The sequence below is a fragment of the Bacillus sp. 22-7 genome (genome assembly GCF_010628845.1).
Lineage (GTDB): Bacteria > Bacillota > Bacilli > Bacillales > Cytobacillaceae > Cytobacillus > Cytobacillus firmus_B.
In genome coordinates this window covers 1-15,886 of record NZ_NJQY01000018.1, presented here as the reverse complement: position 1 = coordinate 15,886, position 15,886 = coordinate 1, and the positions used below count along the sequence as shown (strand labels likewise).

The 15,886-nt window shown below is 40.8% G+C and carries 19 protein-coding genes; 8 read left to right on the top strand and 11 right to left on the bottom strand.

The annotated features are described in order from the left end of the window. Positions 1 to 7 precede the first annotated feature (7 nt). The 4 genes from argC to CE058_RS15235 all read right to left on the bottom strand — a co-directional run bounded on the left by argC (position 8) and on the right by CE058_RS15235 (position 4,043). Positions 8 to 1,039 carry an N-acetyl-gamma-glutamyl-phosphate reductase gene (gene argC / locus CE058_RS15250; protein ID WP_048010985.1) on the bottom strand — a complete coding sequence of 344 codons (1,032 nt, stop codon included), beginning with the start codon at positions 1,037 to 1,039 and terminating at the stop codon, positions 8 to 10. Positions 1,040 to 1,225: 186 nt separating this feature from the next. After that, the gene (locus CE058_RS15245; RefSeq protein WP_053071384.1) at positions 1,226 to 1,945 is read right to left on the bottom strand and encodes a YwiC-like family protein; all 720 of its coding nucleotides are present in this window, start codon (positions 1,943 to 1,945) and stop codon (positions 1,226 to 1,228) included. A 308-nt stretch (positions 1,946 to 2,253) separates the two neighbouring features. Beyond that, positions 2,254 to 2,790 (bottom strand): molybdopterin-guanine dinucleotide biosynthesis protein B, encoded by a 537-nt coding sequence (gene mobB / locus CE058_RS15240; RefSeq protein ID WP_163143765.1) that lies wholly within the window; start codon positions 2,788 to 2,790, stop codon positions 2,254 to 2,256. After that, a complete protein-coding gene (locus tag CE058_RS15235; RefSeq protein WP_048011918.1) occupies positions 2,778 to 4,043 on the bottom strand; it encodes a molybdopterin molybdotransferase MoeA in 1,266 nt (421 codons plus the stop codon). Before CE058_RS15235 ends, mobB begins: the two co-directional genes overlap by 13 nt. A 514-nt stretch (positions 4,044 to 4,557) precedes the next feature. On the opposite strand from CE058_RS15235, the gene ric reads away from it, so the two are divergent. Continuing rightward, entirely contained in the window at positions 4,558 to 5,250 is a 693-nt protein-coding gene (gene ric / locus CE058_RS15230; RefSeq protein WP_048011916.1) for an iron-sulfur cluster repair di-iron protein, read from the top strand. A 112-nt stretch (positions 5,251 to 5,362) separates the two neighbouring features. On the opposite strand, the gene moaA is transcribed toward ric, so the two are convergent. Then, positions 5,363 to 6,379, bottom strand: a complete 1,017-nt coding sequence (moaA, locus tag CE058_RS15225; RefSeq protein WP_163143763.1) for a GTP 3',8-cyclase MoaA — start codon at positions 6,377 to 6,379, stop codon at positions 5,363 to 5,365. A 284-nt stretch (positions 6,380 to 6,663) separates the two neighbouring features. On the opposite strand from moaA, the gene CE058_RS15220 reads away from it, so the two are divergent. Next, on the top strand, positions 6,664 to 7,365 hold the full coding sequence (locus CE058_RS15220; RefSeq protein ID WP_048011914.1) for a Crp/Fnr family transcriptional regulator: 702 nt from the start codon (positions 6,664 to 6,666) through the stop codon (positions 7,363 to 7,365). A gap of 31 nt (positions 7,366 to 7,396) precedes the next feature. Here the strand turns inward: CE058_RS15220 and CE058_RS15215 are convergent, their stop codons facing one another. The 3 genes from CE058_RS15215 to CE058_RS15205 all read right to left on the bottom strand — a co-directional run bounded on the left by CE058_RS15215 (position 7,397) and on the right by CE058_RS15205 (position 9,842). Next, positions 7,397 to 8,524 (bottom strand): TIGR04053 family radical SAM/SPASM domain-containing protein, encoded by a 1,128-nt coding sequence (locus CE058_RS15215; protein WP_163143761.1) that lies wholly within the window; start codon positions 8,522 to 8,524, stop codon positions 7,397 to 7,399. Positions 8,525 to 8,694: 170 nt separating this feature from the next. Next, positions 8,695 to 9,003 carry a metal-sulfur cluster assembly factor gene (locus tag CE058_RS15210; RefSeq protein WP_048011912.1) on the bottom strand — a complete coding sequence of 103 codons (309 nt, stop codon included), beginning with the start codon at positions 9,001 to 9,003 and terminating at the stop codon, positions 8,695 to 8,697. A 71-nt stretch (positions 9,004 to 9,074) separates the two neighbouring features. Then, a complete protein-coding gene (locus CE058_RS15205) occupies positions 9,075 to 9,842 on the bottom strand; it encodes an alpha/beta fold hydrolase (RefSeq protein WP_048011911.1) in 768 nt (255 codons plus the stop codon). Positions 9,843 to 10,121: 279 nt separating this feature from the next. Between CE058_RS15205 and CE058_RS15200 the strand changes: the two genes are divergently transcribed. The 3 genes from CE058_RS15200 to CE058_RS15195 all read left to right on the top strand — a co-directional run bounded on the left by CE058_RS15200 (position 10,122) and on the right by CE058_RS15195 (position 11,404). Beyond that, positions 10,122 to 10,940, top strand: coding sequence for a Cof-type HAD-IIB family hydrolase (locus CE058_RS15200; protein WP_048011910.1), 819 nt, complete (start codon positions 10,122 to 10,124; stop codon positions 10,938 to 10,940). A gap of 123 nt (positions 10,941 to 11,063) precedes the next feature. Continuing rightward, entirely contained in the window at positions 11,064 to 11,216 is a 153-nt protein-coding gene (locus CE058_RS24795) for a hypothetical protein (protein ID WP_174750431.1), read from the top strand. 2 nt (positions 11,217 to 11,218) lie between these two features. After that, a complete protein-coding gene (locus CE058_RS15195; RefSeq protein ID WP_048011909.1) occupies positions 11,219 to 11,404 on the top strand; it encodes a DUF3813 domain-containing protein in 186 nt (61 codons plus the stop codon). Positions 11,405 to 11,439: 35 nt separating this feature from the next. On the opposite strand, the gene CE058_RS15190 is transcribed toward CE058_RS15195, so the two are convergent. Beyond that, entirely contained in the window at positions 11,440 to 12,189 is a 750-nt protein-coding gene (locus tag CE058_RS15190; RefSeq protein ID WP_163143759.1) for a BsuPI-related putative proteinase inhibitor, read from the bottom strand. 19 nt (positions 12,190 to 12,208) lie between these two features. Beyond that, entirely contained in the window at positions 12,209 to 13,039 is an 831-nt protein-coding gene (locus CE058_RS15185) for a YitT family protein (RefSeq protein ID WP_048011907.1), read from the bottom strand. Between the two features lie 125 nt (positions 13,040 to 13,164). Between CE058_RS15185 and CE058_RS15180 the strand changes: the two genes are divergently transcribed. Together CE058_RS15180 and CE058_RS15175 are read left to right on the top strand one after the other, a co-directional pair. Next, positions 13,165 to 14,019 carry a DegV family protein gene (locus CE058_RS15180; protein WP_163143757.1) on the top strand — a complete coding sequence of 285 codons (855 nt, stop codon included), beginning with the start codon at positions 13,165 to 13,167 and terminating at the stop codon, positions 14,017 to 14,019. 109 nt (positions 14,020 to 14,128) lie between these two features. Continuing rightward, positions 14,129 to 14,260: a DUF3941 domain-containing protein gene (locus tag CE058_RS15175; RefSeq protein WP_009331260.1), complete on the top strand. Its 132-nt coding sequence runs from the start codon at positions 14,129 to 14,131 to the stop codon at positions 14,258 to 14,260. A 52-nt stretch (positions 14,261 to 14,312) separates the two neighbouring features. On the opposite strand, the gene CE058_RS15170 is transcribed toward CE058_RS15175, so the two are convergent. Continuing rightward, positions 14,313 to 15,176 carry a CvfB family protein gene (locus CE058_RS15170; protein ID WP_048011905.1) on the bottom strand — a complete coding sequence of 288 codons (864 nt, stop codon included), beginning with the start codon at positions 15,174 to 15,176 and terminating at the stop codon, positions 14,313 to 14,315. 157 nt (positions 15,177 to 15,333) lie between these two features. Here CE058_RS15170 and CE058_RS15165 point away from each other — a divergent pair, with 157 nt between their 5' ends. Beyond that, positions 15,334 to 15,825, top strand: coding sequence for a YajQ family cyclic di-GMP-binding protein (locus CE058_RS15165; protein WP_163143755.1), 492 nt, complete (start codon positions 15,334 to 15,336; stop codon positions 15,823 to 15,825). Positions 15,826 to 15,886: the final 61 nt, after the last annotated feature.

Below are 15,886 nucleotides of genomic sequence, written 5' to 3'. Positions count from 1 at the left end.
TTCCTCCTTATGGATAGAGCGGAACAAATTCGAGACCCGCTGCTTCATCACATCCGCTTATTATATTGGCATTTTGCACAGCCTGACCGGCAGCGCCTTTCATTAAGTTATCAATCACTGAAACGATTGTCAGTCTGCCCGTTCTGGAGTCCATATGGATACCTATGTCGCAAAAGTTAGAGCCTGCAACCTCTTTTACAGAAGGGAAAGTATTTTCCGGACGAATCCGGACAAATGGCTGGTTTTCATAGACTGATTGATAAAGTTCAAGAATTTGAGAAGAAGTGTATTCCTTGGTCAGCTGTACATAACTGGTTGTCATAATGCCCCGTGTTATCGGAAGAAGATGGGTCGTGAAGGTGATAGGCCTCATTTCGGAATTCCACTTCATCAGCTGCTGTTCGATTTCCGGTGTATGCTGATGCTGGTTTACCTTATAAACCCGCAGGTTTTCATTTGCTTCAGCATAGCTGGTTGTTCTCGAAAGCGCCCTTCCTGCCCCGGACACTCCGGATTTTGCATCGATGACAACACTATCTGGTCTTATTAAATTTTCATTTACAACAGGTGCAAGACTTAGCAAAGAAGCTGTTGGATAGCACCCAGGATTAGATATGATTTCTGCGGATGCTATTTCTCTGCGGTGCCATTCAGGAAGACCATATACTGCTTTTTCTACGAGTGCTTCGTTTGCAGGAGCGTGTTTATACCACTCCTGATAGGCTTGAGCAGGAATTCGAAGGTCACCGGATAGGTCAATTACCTTAACGTCTTTACCTGAAAAATCTTCAGCAAGTTTTCCCGAAATCCCGGATGGTGTAGCCAGAAAAACAATATCAGACTGTGCAGCTATTTGATCTGAATCTATTCCCTGTAAATTTTCGTCTAAGATTCCATATAGATGCGGATATTCATTCCAAATGGGGATGTTATCTTTAGTAGAATGAATCGATTTAATGTCAAATTCCGGATGCTGCTTGAGGATACGGAGCAATTCAGCACCCCCATATCCGGTTGTTCCGATTATTGAAACGTTCATAATTGCTCCTTTCACACGTTATTGTATATTTAATCATTTATATACATATTTATGAATTAATGTTTCTCTTATTATAGAAACTGGTTTGAAAAATTGCAACCTATTTTACTGAAGTTTTAAAGATTTCTAATATTAATTATCCGATTTCTTGATAAATTGAAAAAACCGGCCTGTGCAGGCCGGTTCTCAAGTGTGTATGGCAAATAATAGCATAAAGAAGAATATTGAAGCATTAGCAATTTCATAAACACCAATTTTTTTAGGTGTAAATGACTTCCCATAAAATACAATCGACCTGAAAAGGCTGGGAAGAAACGCAGCAGATACAAGCCATCCGCCCGCCAGCAGCCAAAGTATCGGTACCGCAGTATGAAAGATCCATGAAACCCATTTAAAGGAACTATTTTTCTTTTCCCTGATCATTGATTTTACATAGAAAGTGCTTCCTGTAAAAAATAAAACAGATGCCGCAAACACAGTCCAGGCCATTGGTGAAATTTCCCCCTGCGGCAAGAAGCTGCTCGCAAGACCTGCTATTGAAAATGCACAAATAGCACTAAAGTCATTGCCCAATGCTCTATCTCTGTTTTTGGAAGAATAGAGCGCATTAATAATAAAAAAAGGAACCATAAGAAGTCCGAAAATGATAATGGATGGCCTTTCCAGTAAAGGAACTAATAGGAGTAAAATAGCCGGGACCAGATAAATGGCTGTCCATTTAGAGTATAAAGCCATTCTTTTTCTTTTAAATAGCAGAAGTCCTGGATAAGTGGCCAGATATAGTAATATCCATCCTAAAAAAAACGGGATATGAGACCAAATAATATCAGATGCAGCTGCTCCGAGCCAAAATGGCAGAATCAGCATTGCCCAGGCACCATGCTGTTTTGGCATAAATAACTTCATCTATAATACCTCCCCGCTGCTTTCTGCCTATAGTATATAATCTTCTGGGTAAATAGAAAGTGAAGATTATCACTGATACACGCAACGCCACAAAACGTTCAATTTTGAGGATATTAAAAACAGCCCAAAATAGAATTGGGCTGTTCTGCTTTTATCTTTATCGCAGTCTAACGGGCAGTAAGACCCCCACTTCAAGACTCAGAGGAATCAAAGGAGGATAAGTGGTCAAACTGCCCGTAAAGGCCCGATTGGTTCAACTAACAATCAGTGGGGGATAAGGAGCCCCCCCCACTGATTGAAGTTTCACTTTATTTCATTCTTTCGCTCACTAAATACTCAACAATCCAATCAGGACCTTTGGGATCACCAATGCTGAAAAACGGCGCTTCAAAATTTGCATCGTTTGGTTTTATAACGTTATCATCCCAGCTGATCACTGTACAGATATTTGTCAATTCCTTCATAAGGTGCATATCTTCATCACTTCTTAGCAAGAGAGCCTTAGAAAAAGATGCCTTTTTATGACCTTCAATAAGCACGACGTCCGGCTGCAGCTGCAGCACAATCCTTACCTGCTCCTCCAGGCTCCAGCTTTTCTTCTCGGCATGCATAAGCAGTCTGCCTCCCCCTTCTACAAGAGAAGCGGCAGCCCCTGATTTAATATGGCTTGTAGAATCCTTTCCTTCCGGGGTTTCAGGTTTGCCGCCATGACCATGATGTTTAATGGTAATGGCAGAAAGCCCCTTCTCTTTTAATCCTGAAATTAATTTATTTATCAACGTTGTTTTTCCGCTGTTTTGATAGCCGGCTACCTGAAAGATAACAGGTTCCTTTACCATGGCCATTCGCTTCCTTCATGGTCCTCAAGCAATAGCACTTCAACGGTGTCCCCCTTGCCATAGCCTCTTGTTCCGCCTGGCAGAATCATTAGCGAATTCGCACCGGCAAGACTCATCACAATGTTTGATTTATCCACTCCGCTTGGTGCTGCCACCAGTCGTCCTGACAAATAATTAACAGACGTCCTGACAAATCGTGTAAACGGGTTTGCTTTTGGAAATTCTGCCACTAGTTCAGCAGTTTCTTTCCTTAAATGCGGTTTCTCAGAGAACAGCATTTTTCGGATGACTGGTCTTGTAAAAAGTTCAAACCCGACATAGCAGGCAGAAGGATTTCCCGAAAGTCCAAACAGAAGCTTTCCTTCATGCTGGGCAACAGTCGTCACACTGCCTGGCCTCATGGCAACTTTATTGAAAAGCACCTCAGCCTCAAGCTTTTCATAAATGCCCGGCAGATAATCAAAATCGCCCACAGATACACCGCCTGTAGTGATCAGCATATCCACATTGTTCAATGCTTCTTTCACAGCATTAAAACATGTATCAAATTCGTCAGGAAGCTTTCCATAATAAATAACTTCCGCGCCGGCCCGTTCAATTTGCGCTGTAATCATATGAGCATTGCTGTTTCTGATTTTCCCCGGCTCCAGCGGTTCATGGACTTCCAATAGTTCAGTTCCTGTTGCAAATAATCCAATAACAGGCTTTTTGGCAACAGGCACTTCTGCATAACCAAAGGTTGCGAGAATGGCCTGAATTCCGGGATTGATCTTTGTCCCCTTTTTAACTAAAGAATCTCCTTTTTTTGCATCTTCTCCTTTGAAAGAAACATTGTCTCCTTGTTTATAGGATCGCTTTATGGACATAAAATTCTTACCGTCTTCTTCATATGCTTTTGCCAGTTCAAGCATTACAACTGCATCACATTCCTGAGGCATTTGCGCACCGGTCATGATCCTCACAGCCTGGAATGGACCAATGTTTTTAGAAGTCACATGCCCCGCCCCAATGTGGTCTACCACCTCAAATACGACGGAATTTTCCATTGAAGCTTCCTTTGTATCTGCAGAACGGACAGCAAAACCATCATATGGTGATCGATCAAAATGAGGGACATCATTTGTTGCTTTTAAATCTTCTGCCAGAAAACGGCCATTGCTTTCATTAATGGATACGTATTCTGCACTTCCGGTTAATTGATATGCCATGATTTTTTCAACTGCTTCAGCAACAGGAATGGGAGTTCTTTTTTCCAGCATGATATCAGCTCCTATGTACTTTTCTTAATGTCTTCTCTAATTCAATTATTATAAACGTACATGAAAATCCATAACATGACAATCGTCACACTTTCTGTTTTCATCTGTGGAGGGTTTACCCAAAGGCTGTTTTCGTAAGGTTTGTTGCTTTTTGTATATTATTTACTGAGTTGATTGTAGCGGAAGGTGCGAGATCCTCAAAAATGCATTCGCATTTTCTTCGTGCGGTGTTTACTCAATGGAGCTTATTCAATGTCCTGCGGGAGTAGCGGGACAGGTGAGACCCCGCAGACGCGGAGCGTTGAGGAGGCTCACCGCCCACCCCGCGGTTCGGTGAGCAGCCTGGAGCGGAAATCAACGGAAAACATTGATAGGCGAAGAATAACAATTTATGCGAAAAGAGTCTACCCAAAAAACTTTATAAAAAGCCTGCAAGTGTGATGCCCATCACCAAATCAAAAAGGGAATTCGTATATTCTTTAGATAGTTCACAAGATAGAAGGAGGAAAATACAATGACTATACAGATTACAGAAGATCGTCTCGTAAAAGATATCGTAAATGAATTTCCAAAGACAAGTGATGTTTTTAAACGTCATCGCATTGATTTTTGCTGCGGCGGAAATATTCCGCTGGCGCGTGCTGTTTCAGAACAGTCAGCAGATATGAACGTCCTGATTAACGAATTAAACGAAGTAATTCAAAAGGAAAACCAAACTGATAATTTAGAGGTTTGGACAGATAGTACATCAGAAGACATTATTGAACATGTCATTAATCGATATCATCGTCCTCTTGAAGAAGAACTATCGCAATTAAGCCCATATGTAACAAAGGTGTCAAGAGTTCATGGAGAAAGCCATGAGGAGCTTCTTAGAGTCCATCAATTATTCTATGAATTGAAGCACGAGCTTCTTGAACATACTTCCAAAGAGGAAGAGTCAGTTTTTCCACTTCTGCTGAAGCTTGAAGATCCTAAAGTTGAAAATCGCGAAGAAATCATCAGCTATATCCGGGAGCTTGAGAAGGAGCATGATCATGCAGGTTCCATCTTAAAGGAATTGAGGGAAATTACAGCTGATTTTACTCCTCCAGCTGATGCATGCGGTTCTTACCGTCTTGTATATAAGCGGCTTGAAGATTTAGAAAGCCAAACGTTCATGCATGTTCATCTGGAAAATAATATTCTTTTTCCTCGATATATATAAACACTCATTATCTGCAGCCAATATCAGCTGCAGATTTTTTGTGCATTCAAACGGCAAAAATAAAAGCCTGCCCGCTATGTCCATTTTTCATGACACAGCAAAACATGCTTTTTCATCCCCCAATATAGGACATTTCAATCTTTTTCCTGTTTGCAGCGGTTTCTTCTGTCCGTTCGTCTGAGTACCTGTCTTTTCTGCCATTCCAAATCTTAATAATCCGATCGGTAATTTCTTCGTCAGTAGCGCCTTTTCTCATAAATTCCTTTAAATCGTGCCCTTCACCATTAAATAGGCATGTGAAAATTTGGCCATTTGCTGACAATCTTGAACGAGTGCAGCTTGAACAGAAGGATTCAGAAACAGATGTAATAAACCCAACATCCACATCGGTGCCTTTATAGCGGTACCGCTTGGCCACCTCTCCGAAATAATCCGGATCTACCGGCTCTAATAAATAGTGTTCCTTTAAGATCTCATAAATCTCTTTTTTAGTTACAACCTCATCCATTTTCCAGCCGTTTGTGCTGCCGACATCCATGTATTCAATAAAACGGAGCTGTAAGCCGTTATCTTTACAAAACTTAGCCATCGGGACAATTTCAGAATCATTCAGGCCTTTTTTGACGACCATATTAATCTTCACGCCAAGTCCTGCTTCTTTTGCTGCTTCAATCCCTTTAATAACTGGTTTGACACCCACATTGCGTCCGTTGATTTGTCCGAAAAGCTCATCATCCAGACTGTCAAGACTGATGTTAACCCTCAACAGTCCCGCTTCCTTTAAGTCCTTCGCATGTTTGGGAAGCAATACACCGTTGGTGGTTAGTCCAATATCTTTTAATCCCTCAATGTCTGAAAGCATTTTAACAAGTTTAGGCATGTCCTTTCTCATAAGGGGCTCCCCGCCTGTTAACCTGATCTTCTCCACTCCAAGGCTTACGAAGATTTTAGCCAGCCGTTCAATTTCTTCATAGCTGAGCAGCTCGCTTTTTGGAAGAAAAGCAAAATCAGGACCGAAGATTTCTGCCGGCATGCAATATTGGCAGCGGAAATTACAGCGGTCAATGACAGAAATGCGCAGGTCTCTTAAAGGTCTATTCAATTTATCTTTAATAATTGTTTTAACCATTCCGTTCAACTCCATTTAAAGAGTGACTTTATTAAGCTTTCTATACAGAGGTATATTTTAGCCTTTCCCTTAAAATAACAGAAATAACCCAGTATCTCAAATTAAGAGCTTTTACTATTAGAACATACAATCGCTGCAATGTTAATAGGGAATTGCTGTTTATTAGTTAAGACTGACATTTCTATAGAAAATGCCACAATAAAGACACAAAAGCCGGCAATGTTTTCACTATACAAATGATATTATTGTGAGAAAAGATAGTTGTTATATGAAGGAGGATTCCCATGGCTCATACAGCCATTAAACAGACACATTCCATTGAGATTAAAGAGCTTCTTCATTTCGCTGACCGGCATATGAAAACACAGAAAGGGGCTTATATTTTTCAGGAAGGCATGGATGCTGATGAGCTATATATCATCCTTTCCGGCAAGATTCAAATCAGCAAGATAACAGCGGACGGCAGGGAACTCACCTTCAGGCTATGCGGGGAAAATGAAATCATTGGTGAGCTGACCTTATTTACCAGCGATCCTAAATATTTATTGAATGCTTTAGTTCTTGAAGCTGGTGAGGTAGCTGTAATAAAAAAAGATGTCCTGGAAAAGGAGATTTTTAAAAATAGTACTTTGGCCTATGAATTTATGAAATGGATGAGCGATCATTTCCGCAATACACAGACCAAATTCAGAGATCTCGTGCTCAATGGAAAAAAAGGTGCCCTGTATTCAACTCTTATCAGAATGACTAACAGCTATGGAATAAAAGTAAATGACGGCATACTCATAGATCTGCCACTTACGAATCAGGAACTTGGAAATTTCTGCGGCACCTCCAGAGAGAGCACCAACCGGATACTGGGCGAACTGAAGAAGGACGGCATTATTTCAATAATAAATGGAAAAATTACAATTAAAGATCTAGAGTATTTAAAAAATGAAATAGGCTGTGAAAATTGCCCTGCCGTATACTGCAGCATTGAATAGGAGTGCAGTCATGATGCACTCCTTTACTCCTTTATGCTTTTGCTGCTTTCGTTCTAAGCGCCTTAGGAATATATACACAAAACGGCTCGCTTTCCATATAATCCCCTGTCATGGCAAATGCACGTGATCTCGATCCTCCGCAAACATAACGGAATTCGCATTGGCCGCATTTCCCTTTATATTTATCAGGATTTCTGAGATCTTTAAAGATGGGTGATTCCCTGTATATTTCAGCGAGCGGCTGTTCCCTTACATTTCCTGCTTTAACAGGCAAAAGCCCGCTTGGATAAACGTCCCCAACGTGTGAAATGAAAACAAACCCGTTTCCGTCATTTACTCCTTTAGGCGCCCTGCCTAAACCATCTATAGAACCCGTCAGCCCTTGCTGTGTAAGTGCATCGAGATATTGAATATCCTCATTTTGATCTTTTGCTTCCTTCATTTTTTGCTGAATGACAACTCGGCGATAATGCTGGGCAGCTGTTGTCTTAATATCGAAGGAAACCTTTTTGCTTAAGTTATACAGCCATGTAAAAACCTTCTCATGCTCAACCGGTGAGATCATATCCTTTTCCTGCCCTCTCCCTGTTGGGACGAGGAAGAACACACTCCAAAGAACACATTTGAGTTCTTCTACAACCTGTGCCATTTCCTCAAGGTAATCGATATTATAACGTGAGATCACTGTATTAATCTGGACAGGAATTTCAAGCTCGTGCAGATATTTAATCCTTTCAATCGTTAAATCGTAGGAACCGGAAGTCCCTCTAAAGTGGTCGTGTATTTCTGCATTTGGCCCATCAAGGCTGAACGCCCATCGAGCTAAGCCGACCTGTTTGGCTTTTTCAATAGCTTCTTTCGTTACATTTGGTGTCGCACTGGGCGTCATGGAAACACGAACGCCCTTTTTCACCGCATATTCGGCAATGTCGAATACATCCTGCCTCATTAATGGATCTCCACCCGTAAACACAAGCATAGGATTATTCATTTCCCTGATTTGGTCAATTAGGGCCATCCCTTCTTCAAAGGAAAGTTCTCTCGGATCTCTCCTATATTGTGCCTCCGCACGGCAGTGCAGACATTTTAGCTGGCATGCCCTTGTTAATTCCCATATCACAATAAAAGGGTCTTTATTAAAATCTCTATCAAATCCCATTAGAAATGCCTCCTTAATGGCCTTACTCCCGGCCATTTGTCAACGCAAAGCAAACTATATTTTGTCTTTCCATTGTTATTATAGGATAATCAGCATGTGAAATAAGTGAACTACCTCACAAGGGCACAAAAAAACAGCAGGAAATACTCCTGCTGTTTTGAGCTTAAATTTTATCGTACGCCAAGTGCAATTTTTGCATAGCGGGACATTTTGTCCTTGGACCAAGGCGGGTTCCAGACAATATTCACTTCAGTGTCTTTTACTTCAGGGATATCTGCCAGCGCTGACTTTACTTGTTCAACAATTGTGCCTGCCAAAGGACAGCCCATGGAAGTAAGAGTCATATCAACTATAGCTTTCCCTTCCTCTTCCATTTTCACATCATATACCAAGCCTAAATTTACAATGTCAATGCCCAGCTCAGGGTCTACTACAAGCTCCAGTGCACCCATAATGCTGTCTTTTAAATCCTGATCCATATCTGCAGCACTCCTTCATTATTTACTATCTTTATCTTAACAAAAATTTAAATGAATTGAAAAAATACAGGTTATAAATGTTCCTCGAACCATTTAACTGTTTCAAGCAGTCCCTCCCTGCTGACTTTATGCCCCGCCTGTTCATCTGATATAAACAGGAGGTTTTCAGGTGAGTCACTATACAGGGGCTGGATGGTCTCATAAAATTGGTATGTATAGGAATAAGGAACAACCGGGTCCTTCTTGCCATGCCAGAACATGAGCGGCCTTCCGCCAAGCTTTTCTGGCTGAAGGCTCAGATCACGCTCCCTAAGGATTCTCAGAAGATCTGCAAGTTCTTCATTTGTGAGCGGAACCTTAATATTATTTTTCTTAAGTTCATCAAGCTGAAGCTGAGCAAACTTTTCATAATATGGCATACCCATAAGGCTAACTGCAGTTTTGACCCATTCATACTGTGTCAGGGCGCCCAAAGTGACTATTCCCCCCATGGAGGTGCCCACAAGCCCTATTCTTCCCTGGTCAATCAGGTCCCTATCCTCATAGACATTTCTGATTATGTTCAATTCCGCAATGGTATTCAGAACAATATCCCAAAGCTTGAAGTTTAAATCGCTGCCTGATAAGCCCTCGGATCTTTCCCCATGATATAAGGTGTCCGGCAGCACTACCCTAAACCCCTTTTCTGCAAGCAGATAGGCATAATGCAGATTATGTTCTTTGGCACTCGTAAACCCATGAACAAAAATGATAAAAGGCAGGGGTTCCCCTTTTATTTCCTGTCTGGCAAGTTCAAGAACAGGAATTTCTCTGATAAGCTTACGTTCAATAACAACCACATTTTTTCCTCCTAAACCTGTTGTACCAAGATGAATTTTTTTACAAAATTATTATAATATTGATAACATATATGTATAAAATGATTTTGTAAAAGCTTAAGCTCTTGTCTTATGTAAATTCTTTCTATATTTTCAGTTTAACATGTGGACTTTTCTTTTCCAAAACCTTTACACTTAAAAGAAAAGCGGGGCATACTTCAATATAAGCAATGCGCTGCAGTCCGCTGGCTGCAATTACATTATTATTATAAAAGTGCTGAGCGCTTAGAAGGAGATCTTATGGCAGAAAAACATTTAATTGCATTGGACCTTGATGGCACATTATTAAAAGATGACAAAACCATCTCGGCTAAAACTAAAATGATTATTCAAAAGGCACGTGAACAAGGGCATGAAGTAATGATTGCCACTGGAAGGCCATTTCGCTCGAGTGAAATATACTATCGTGAAATGGGTTTGACTACGCCGATTGTCAATTTCAATGGTGCATACATACATCATCCTAAAGACCATAATTGGGGTGTTTACCACACACCACTGCAAATGAACGTGGCAAAGGAAATTGTCGAAGCCGTTAATAGCTATACTATTCATAATATCGTGGCAGAAGTTATTGATGATGTTTATTTGCACTACCATGATGAGAAGCTTCTCGACATCTTCGGTTTTGGCGATCCGAATATTACGACCGGAGATTTGCGCAGTTACTTAAAAGATAATCCGACAAGCATGCTGATACATACTGATGAGGAACATGTAAAATCCATCAGAAATCATCTTTCCGAGGTCCATGCCGAAGTAATTGACCACCGCAGATGGGCGGCTCCCTGGCATGTCATTGAAATCGTGAAAACAGGACTGAATAAAGCTGTTGGCCTCAAAAAAGCAGCTGATTATTTCCAAATACCGCCCGAGCGGATCATTGCTTTTGGCGATGAGGACAATGATCTCGAAATGCTTGAATTTGCAGGCTACGGGATTGCCATGGGCAATGCGATCGACCAGGTGAAAAATATTGCCAAAGAGGTCACATTAACCAATGAGGAAGATGGAATCGGCATTTATCTAAATGACTTATTAAATCTTAAAGCTCTTTAAGCAGCTGACCAAAAGGAATTAAATTGAAACCATTAAATCCCCTTTTTAAATCCTTCCTTTAGAGCATACTAAAGATGAAGCAGCCCAATTGCGGCTTCAAACTCTTTCATGGAGGGGATTCGAATGGGTAAACGTAATAAATCAAAACGCTTCGTTCAACAGGGTGCTGATACTGTTAGTAAGCATGATGAGCGTATCCCGTACCACATGACCTATGCTGAGGCGGAAGCCCAAAAACTAGCTAATGTGAAAGAATCATCCCTCGGAGGAATATAGCGATGGGTAACAGATTATTTCAGGAAGCCAGAAAATATGTGGAAATAGCCAAAAATTCTGCAGGCGAAGAAACTGTTTCCCGGGCGAAAAATGCTTTAAGTTCTGCATTTGCCAACTCCACAGCGGCTGAACAGGCTCAGCTCCGGGAGATGCAGCAGGAACTTGAACAATATTCGCAGTATCGCTAAAAAGAGCTGGCGGCCTCAATGGCTGCCAGCTCTTTTTAATTGTTTTCCAGTATAACAGGATAAGAATTCATAATATCTCCGTCTTCATCTTTTTCATATAAATGCAAAACCACTGTTCCGTTTTCAGGTATGTTTCCAGAAGGAAGGCTTATCTTTATCCTAAAGCTCTTCCAATTATTTGATGAAGCCAATATGGTCTTTTCAGACTGCAGCCCGTTATGGCCGTCTTCAACTGTATACCATAGCTTTCCGCTTTTTGGCCGAGCTTTAAATAATATGATATATTCGCCGTTCCTGCCTGTAACCTTTGCCTGGCTAATGGAAGGATTTGGGCCAGGGATATAAACAGATGCTTCAGATTCAGGTTTTGTCTCCAACTTTTTTCCATTTAAGTTTGATGCCAGAAGCCTGGCTTTTACTATGTACTCTCCCTCCTTAACTCTATTCCCTTTATACCTGTAATCCCACTGCTCTTCCCATACCTTGCTTTCATCCGGGTTGACGGCAATGGTTTGAATAGCTTGTAAAAATGCTTTTCCTTCTGAGGAAGAATATACCTTTTCGCCTTCTTGACTGAAAATCTCCACTTCATAAAACTGAGAGGATCCAAACTCAAAGCTCAGCGGATAATTGGCCTTATTCCTCAGAAGCAAATCGATCTTTAGTGTTTCCTGTCCTGCTTGAGGCATTACATTAAAATCAAAAGGCATTTCCTTTATAGAAGCTTCAAAACTTTGCATAGGCATAGTGAGGATAATTACAGCAGCAGCCAAAAGCCGAAGCATCCTTCATCCCTCCATTCATTTAATCCCTGCGGAAGAAACCATATACACCAGTGGTTTGAACAATATTTGTAAAAGCATTCGGATCCACTTCTTTTATGATCCTTTCAAGGTCAAATAACTCATATCGGGTGATGACAATCATCATCATTTCCTTATTTTCATTTGTAAAAGCTCCCTTTGCAGGGAAAGTTGTTATTCCCCTGACAAGATGGTCATGGATCGCTTTTTTCATTTCTTCGGATTTTTTCGTGATAATCAGAGCTGTAAGTTTTTCATGTCTGGTATGGATGGCATCAATAACCCTTGTAGAAGCATAAAGGGTTACAAGGGTGTATAGTGCTTTTTCCCAGCCATACAAAAAACCGGCTGTTATAATAATAATGGCATTAAGAGTGAAAAAATATGTACCGACAGGTTTGTCTTTCATCCTGGACAAGACCATCGCAATGATATCCATTCCTCCTGTGGAAGCCCCCCATTTAAGTGTAATCCCTACACCTACAGCTGCTATGACACCTCCAAAAACGGCATTAAGCAGAATATCCCTGGATACATGAATTACAGGTATCACTTCCAGGAAGAAAGACATCAGGAAGACGCTTAGAAAACTATAAATCGTAAACGAACGGCCAACCTTTTTCCAGGCCAATATGGTAACAGGAATGTTTAGAATGAACAGCAATATCCCTGTTGATCCGAAATCACCCAAAATACTTGATAAGAGCTGTGCCACCCCTGTAAAACCGCTTGCATATACATTAGCGGGTATCAGAAAAAAATTCATCGCGATAGCATTCAATACCGCGCCAATCAAAACAATAAATACCTTCTTAGTTTCTAGCCAAACCATTTTTTACCCCCCGAATTTTTATAGTTTCTTTACCCCAATAAGGTGCATTTTCAACACAATTCATTGTTTTTTCTCCTTGATTTCTATAAACTTAATTCATATAGTTTGAAAGCAGGTGAAAGATAATGTCAGTAAAAATTCTAGCTGACAGTGCGTGTGACTTGCCGCTTAGCTTTTATAAAGAACATGGCGTCACACTTTTCCCGTTACAGGTCCAACTGAATGATGGAGAATATGAAGATTTAGTCACCATAGAACCTAAGGATGTTTATAGAGCTATACGGGAAGGCCAAATGCCTAAAACATCTCAGGTATCCCCTCTTCTTTTTGAAGAGACGTTCAATAAAATGGCAGAAAACAATGAAAACGGCATTTATATTGCTTTTTCCTCCGAACTTTCGGGTACATACCAGACCGCTGTCATGATCCTGGAGCAAGTAAAAGAGAAATATCCCGATTTCCAATTAACCATCATCGATTCCAAGGCTGCTTCATTGGGATATGGATTAATTGTGAAGGCTGCTGCTGCTGCAGCGCAATCAGGCGCATCCAAGGAAGACCTCCAGAAAGTAATCGAATTTCGCTGCCGAAACCTCGAGAGCTTATTTACGGTAAATGATCTTGAATACCTCGCAAAAGGCGGCCGCGTTTCGAAAGCCTCGGCTTTTTTGGGCGGACTTTTGAATATTAAACCTCTTTTAACAGTAGAAGATGGCAAACTTGTGCCGATTGAGAAACTGCGCGGCAAGAAAAAGCTGCTTCGCCGCATTATTGAGCTGATGAAAGAAAATGGGACTTCCTTTGAGATGCAGACTGTCGGCATCAGCCATGCTGATGATGAAGACACAGCTCTTGAAATGAAAAAGCTGATACTGGACGAGCTTAATGCCAAAGAAGTCTATATTACTTCCATTGGCTCAGCAATCGGGGCTCATACAGGCCCAGGGTCTATAGCGATATTCTACTTTAAGCAAATTTAAACCATAAGTGCAGGATACATACTCCATTTCATTCTGACAGACAATATGACTGTACTTCAGTTATATTCCTGAAGGCTAAACCCATCAGTATGAAAGGAGTATTTTTATTATGCCGCATACTTCCGATAATGATAAGAAAGCGAAAGACAATAATGCGCTTCTCCACGAAAAAAATATGATGCGCGAGAAAAACCGCAAAGCCGGGAAAAACCAATATTCGAAAAAGACAGATCATCTTTAATAATAAAACGGGCAAGCATTGGCTTGTCCGTTTTATTATTTTTTGCAGTTGATTAGTCTTTCTTAATATATGTCCATCCCTCTTCCTGATAAATCCTGCCTTCCTTCATAAGCCGGCCCAAAGCTCTTTTAAAAGAAGCTTTGCTTAACTGAAAACGCTCCTGGATATCTTCCGGGGCACTTTTATCGCCATATGGCATCGCACCGCTTCGGCTTTCAAGATAAGAGATGATTTTTTCGGAATCATCATCAAGTGCTTCATGCTTTCTTGGAATAAGAGAAACATTCACGGTCCCATCTTCTTTCACATCAACTATGCGACCTTCCACTTTCTCTCCAAGACGGGGCTCTCTTTTTCGCTGGGATTCATGGATAAACCCTTTAAAGCCCTCAGCTGTATAAATCCAGCTTCCCACCTTTGCGGTTCTATAAATATGTCCGTGAATATTTTTATTAAAGTCACTTTTGGATGCTTTAATTGAAATATCGGTAATGACAGGATCAGTAGCCATTTTCACATAAATTCTGTTATTCTTATTTACCCGGAGTGTAATATATAATCTATCTCCTTCAATCGGCCACACAGCTTCATGGACAGGAAGATCCTCCTCCCCAAGGAGCATGTCTTTCTGAATGCCAATATTGATAAATACACCGATGCCGGGCTTAACATCGCTTACATGTGCCCATCCATATGTACCCGCCTGAACCTCGGGAATGACAGTTGTTGCTGCGATTCTTCCCTGTGAGTCCATGTAAAGGAAAGCCTCAACCTCCTGCCCTTCTTCGAGCTTTTCATCCGTCTCATTCTGATGAAGAAGAACATCCTCCTCTCCATCTGTCAAAAAATAGCCAAATGCTGCTTCCCTTGAAACGATCAGCTTAACAGCACGGCCCAAATTCTCTTCTATAGCCATCTCTTTTCCTCCTTCTCAGCAGTAAACAGCAAATATTCATTATATTAAATCTTTCCCAAAAAAGATCACATAACTCCTAAAGTTGTTTGAACTGCTATATTTTACTATAATAAGGACAAGAAGTGAAACTTAAATTGTAATCGCCAAGGAGGCTGTCATGTCTAAAGAAAGCTCATTTGATATTGTATCTAAAGTTGACTTTTCTGAAGTAACCAATGCCATTAATATTGCCATGAAGGAAATTTCCACCCGCTATGACTTTAAAGGCAGCAAAAGTGATATAAAGCTGGATAAAGAGGAGCTTGTGCTTCTATCTGATGATGAATTTAAGCTTGACCAGCTTAAGGATGTTTTATTAGGCAAGTTAATTAAACGGGGCATTCCTGTAAAAAATCTTGATTACAGCAAGATTGAGGGAGCATCAGGCGGAACGGTCCGCCAAAGAGCAAAGCTTGTCCAGGGCATTGATAAAGAAAATGCCAAGAAGATTAATACCCTGATTAAAAACAGCGAATTAAAGGTGAAGAGCCAGGTTCAGGATGATCAGGTACGTGTAACCGGCAAAAACCGCGATGACCTGCAGAAGATTATTGCTGCTGTTAAAGAGGCAGATTTGACAGTTGATGTTCAATTCGTTAACTATCGCTAAAAAAAGCAAACGGAAAACTCCGTTTGCTTTTTTGTTTGTTTAGTTTATCGCAGTCTAACGG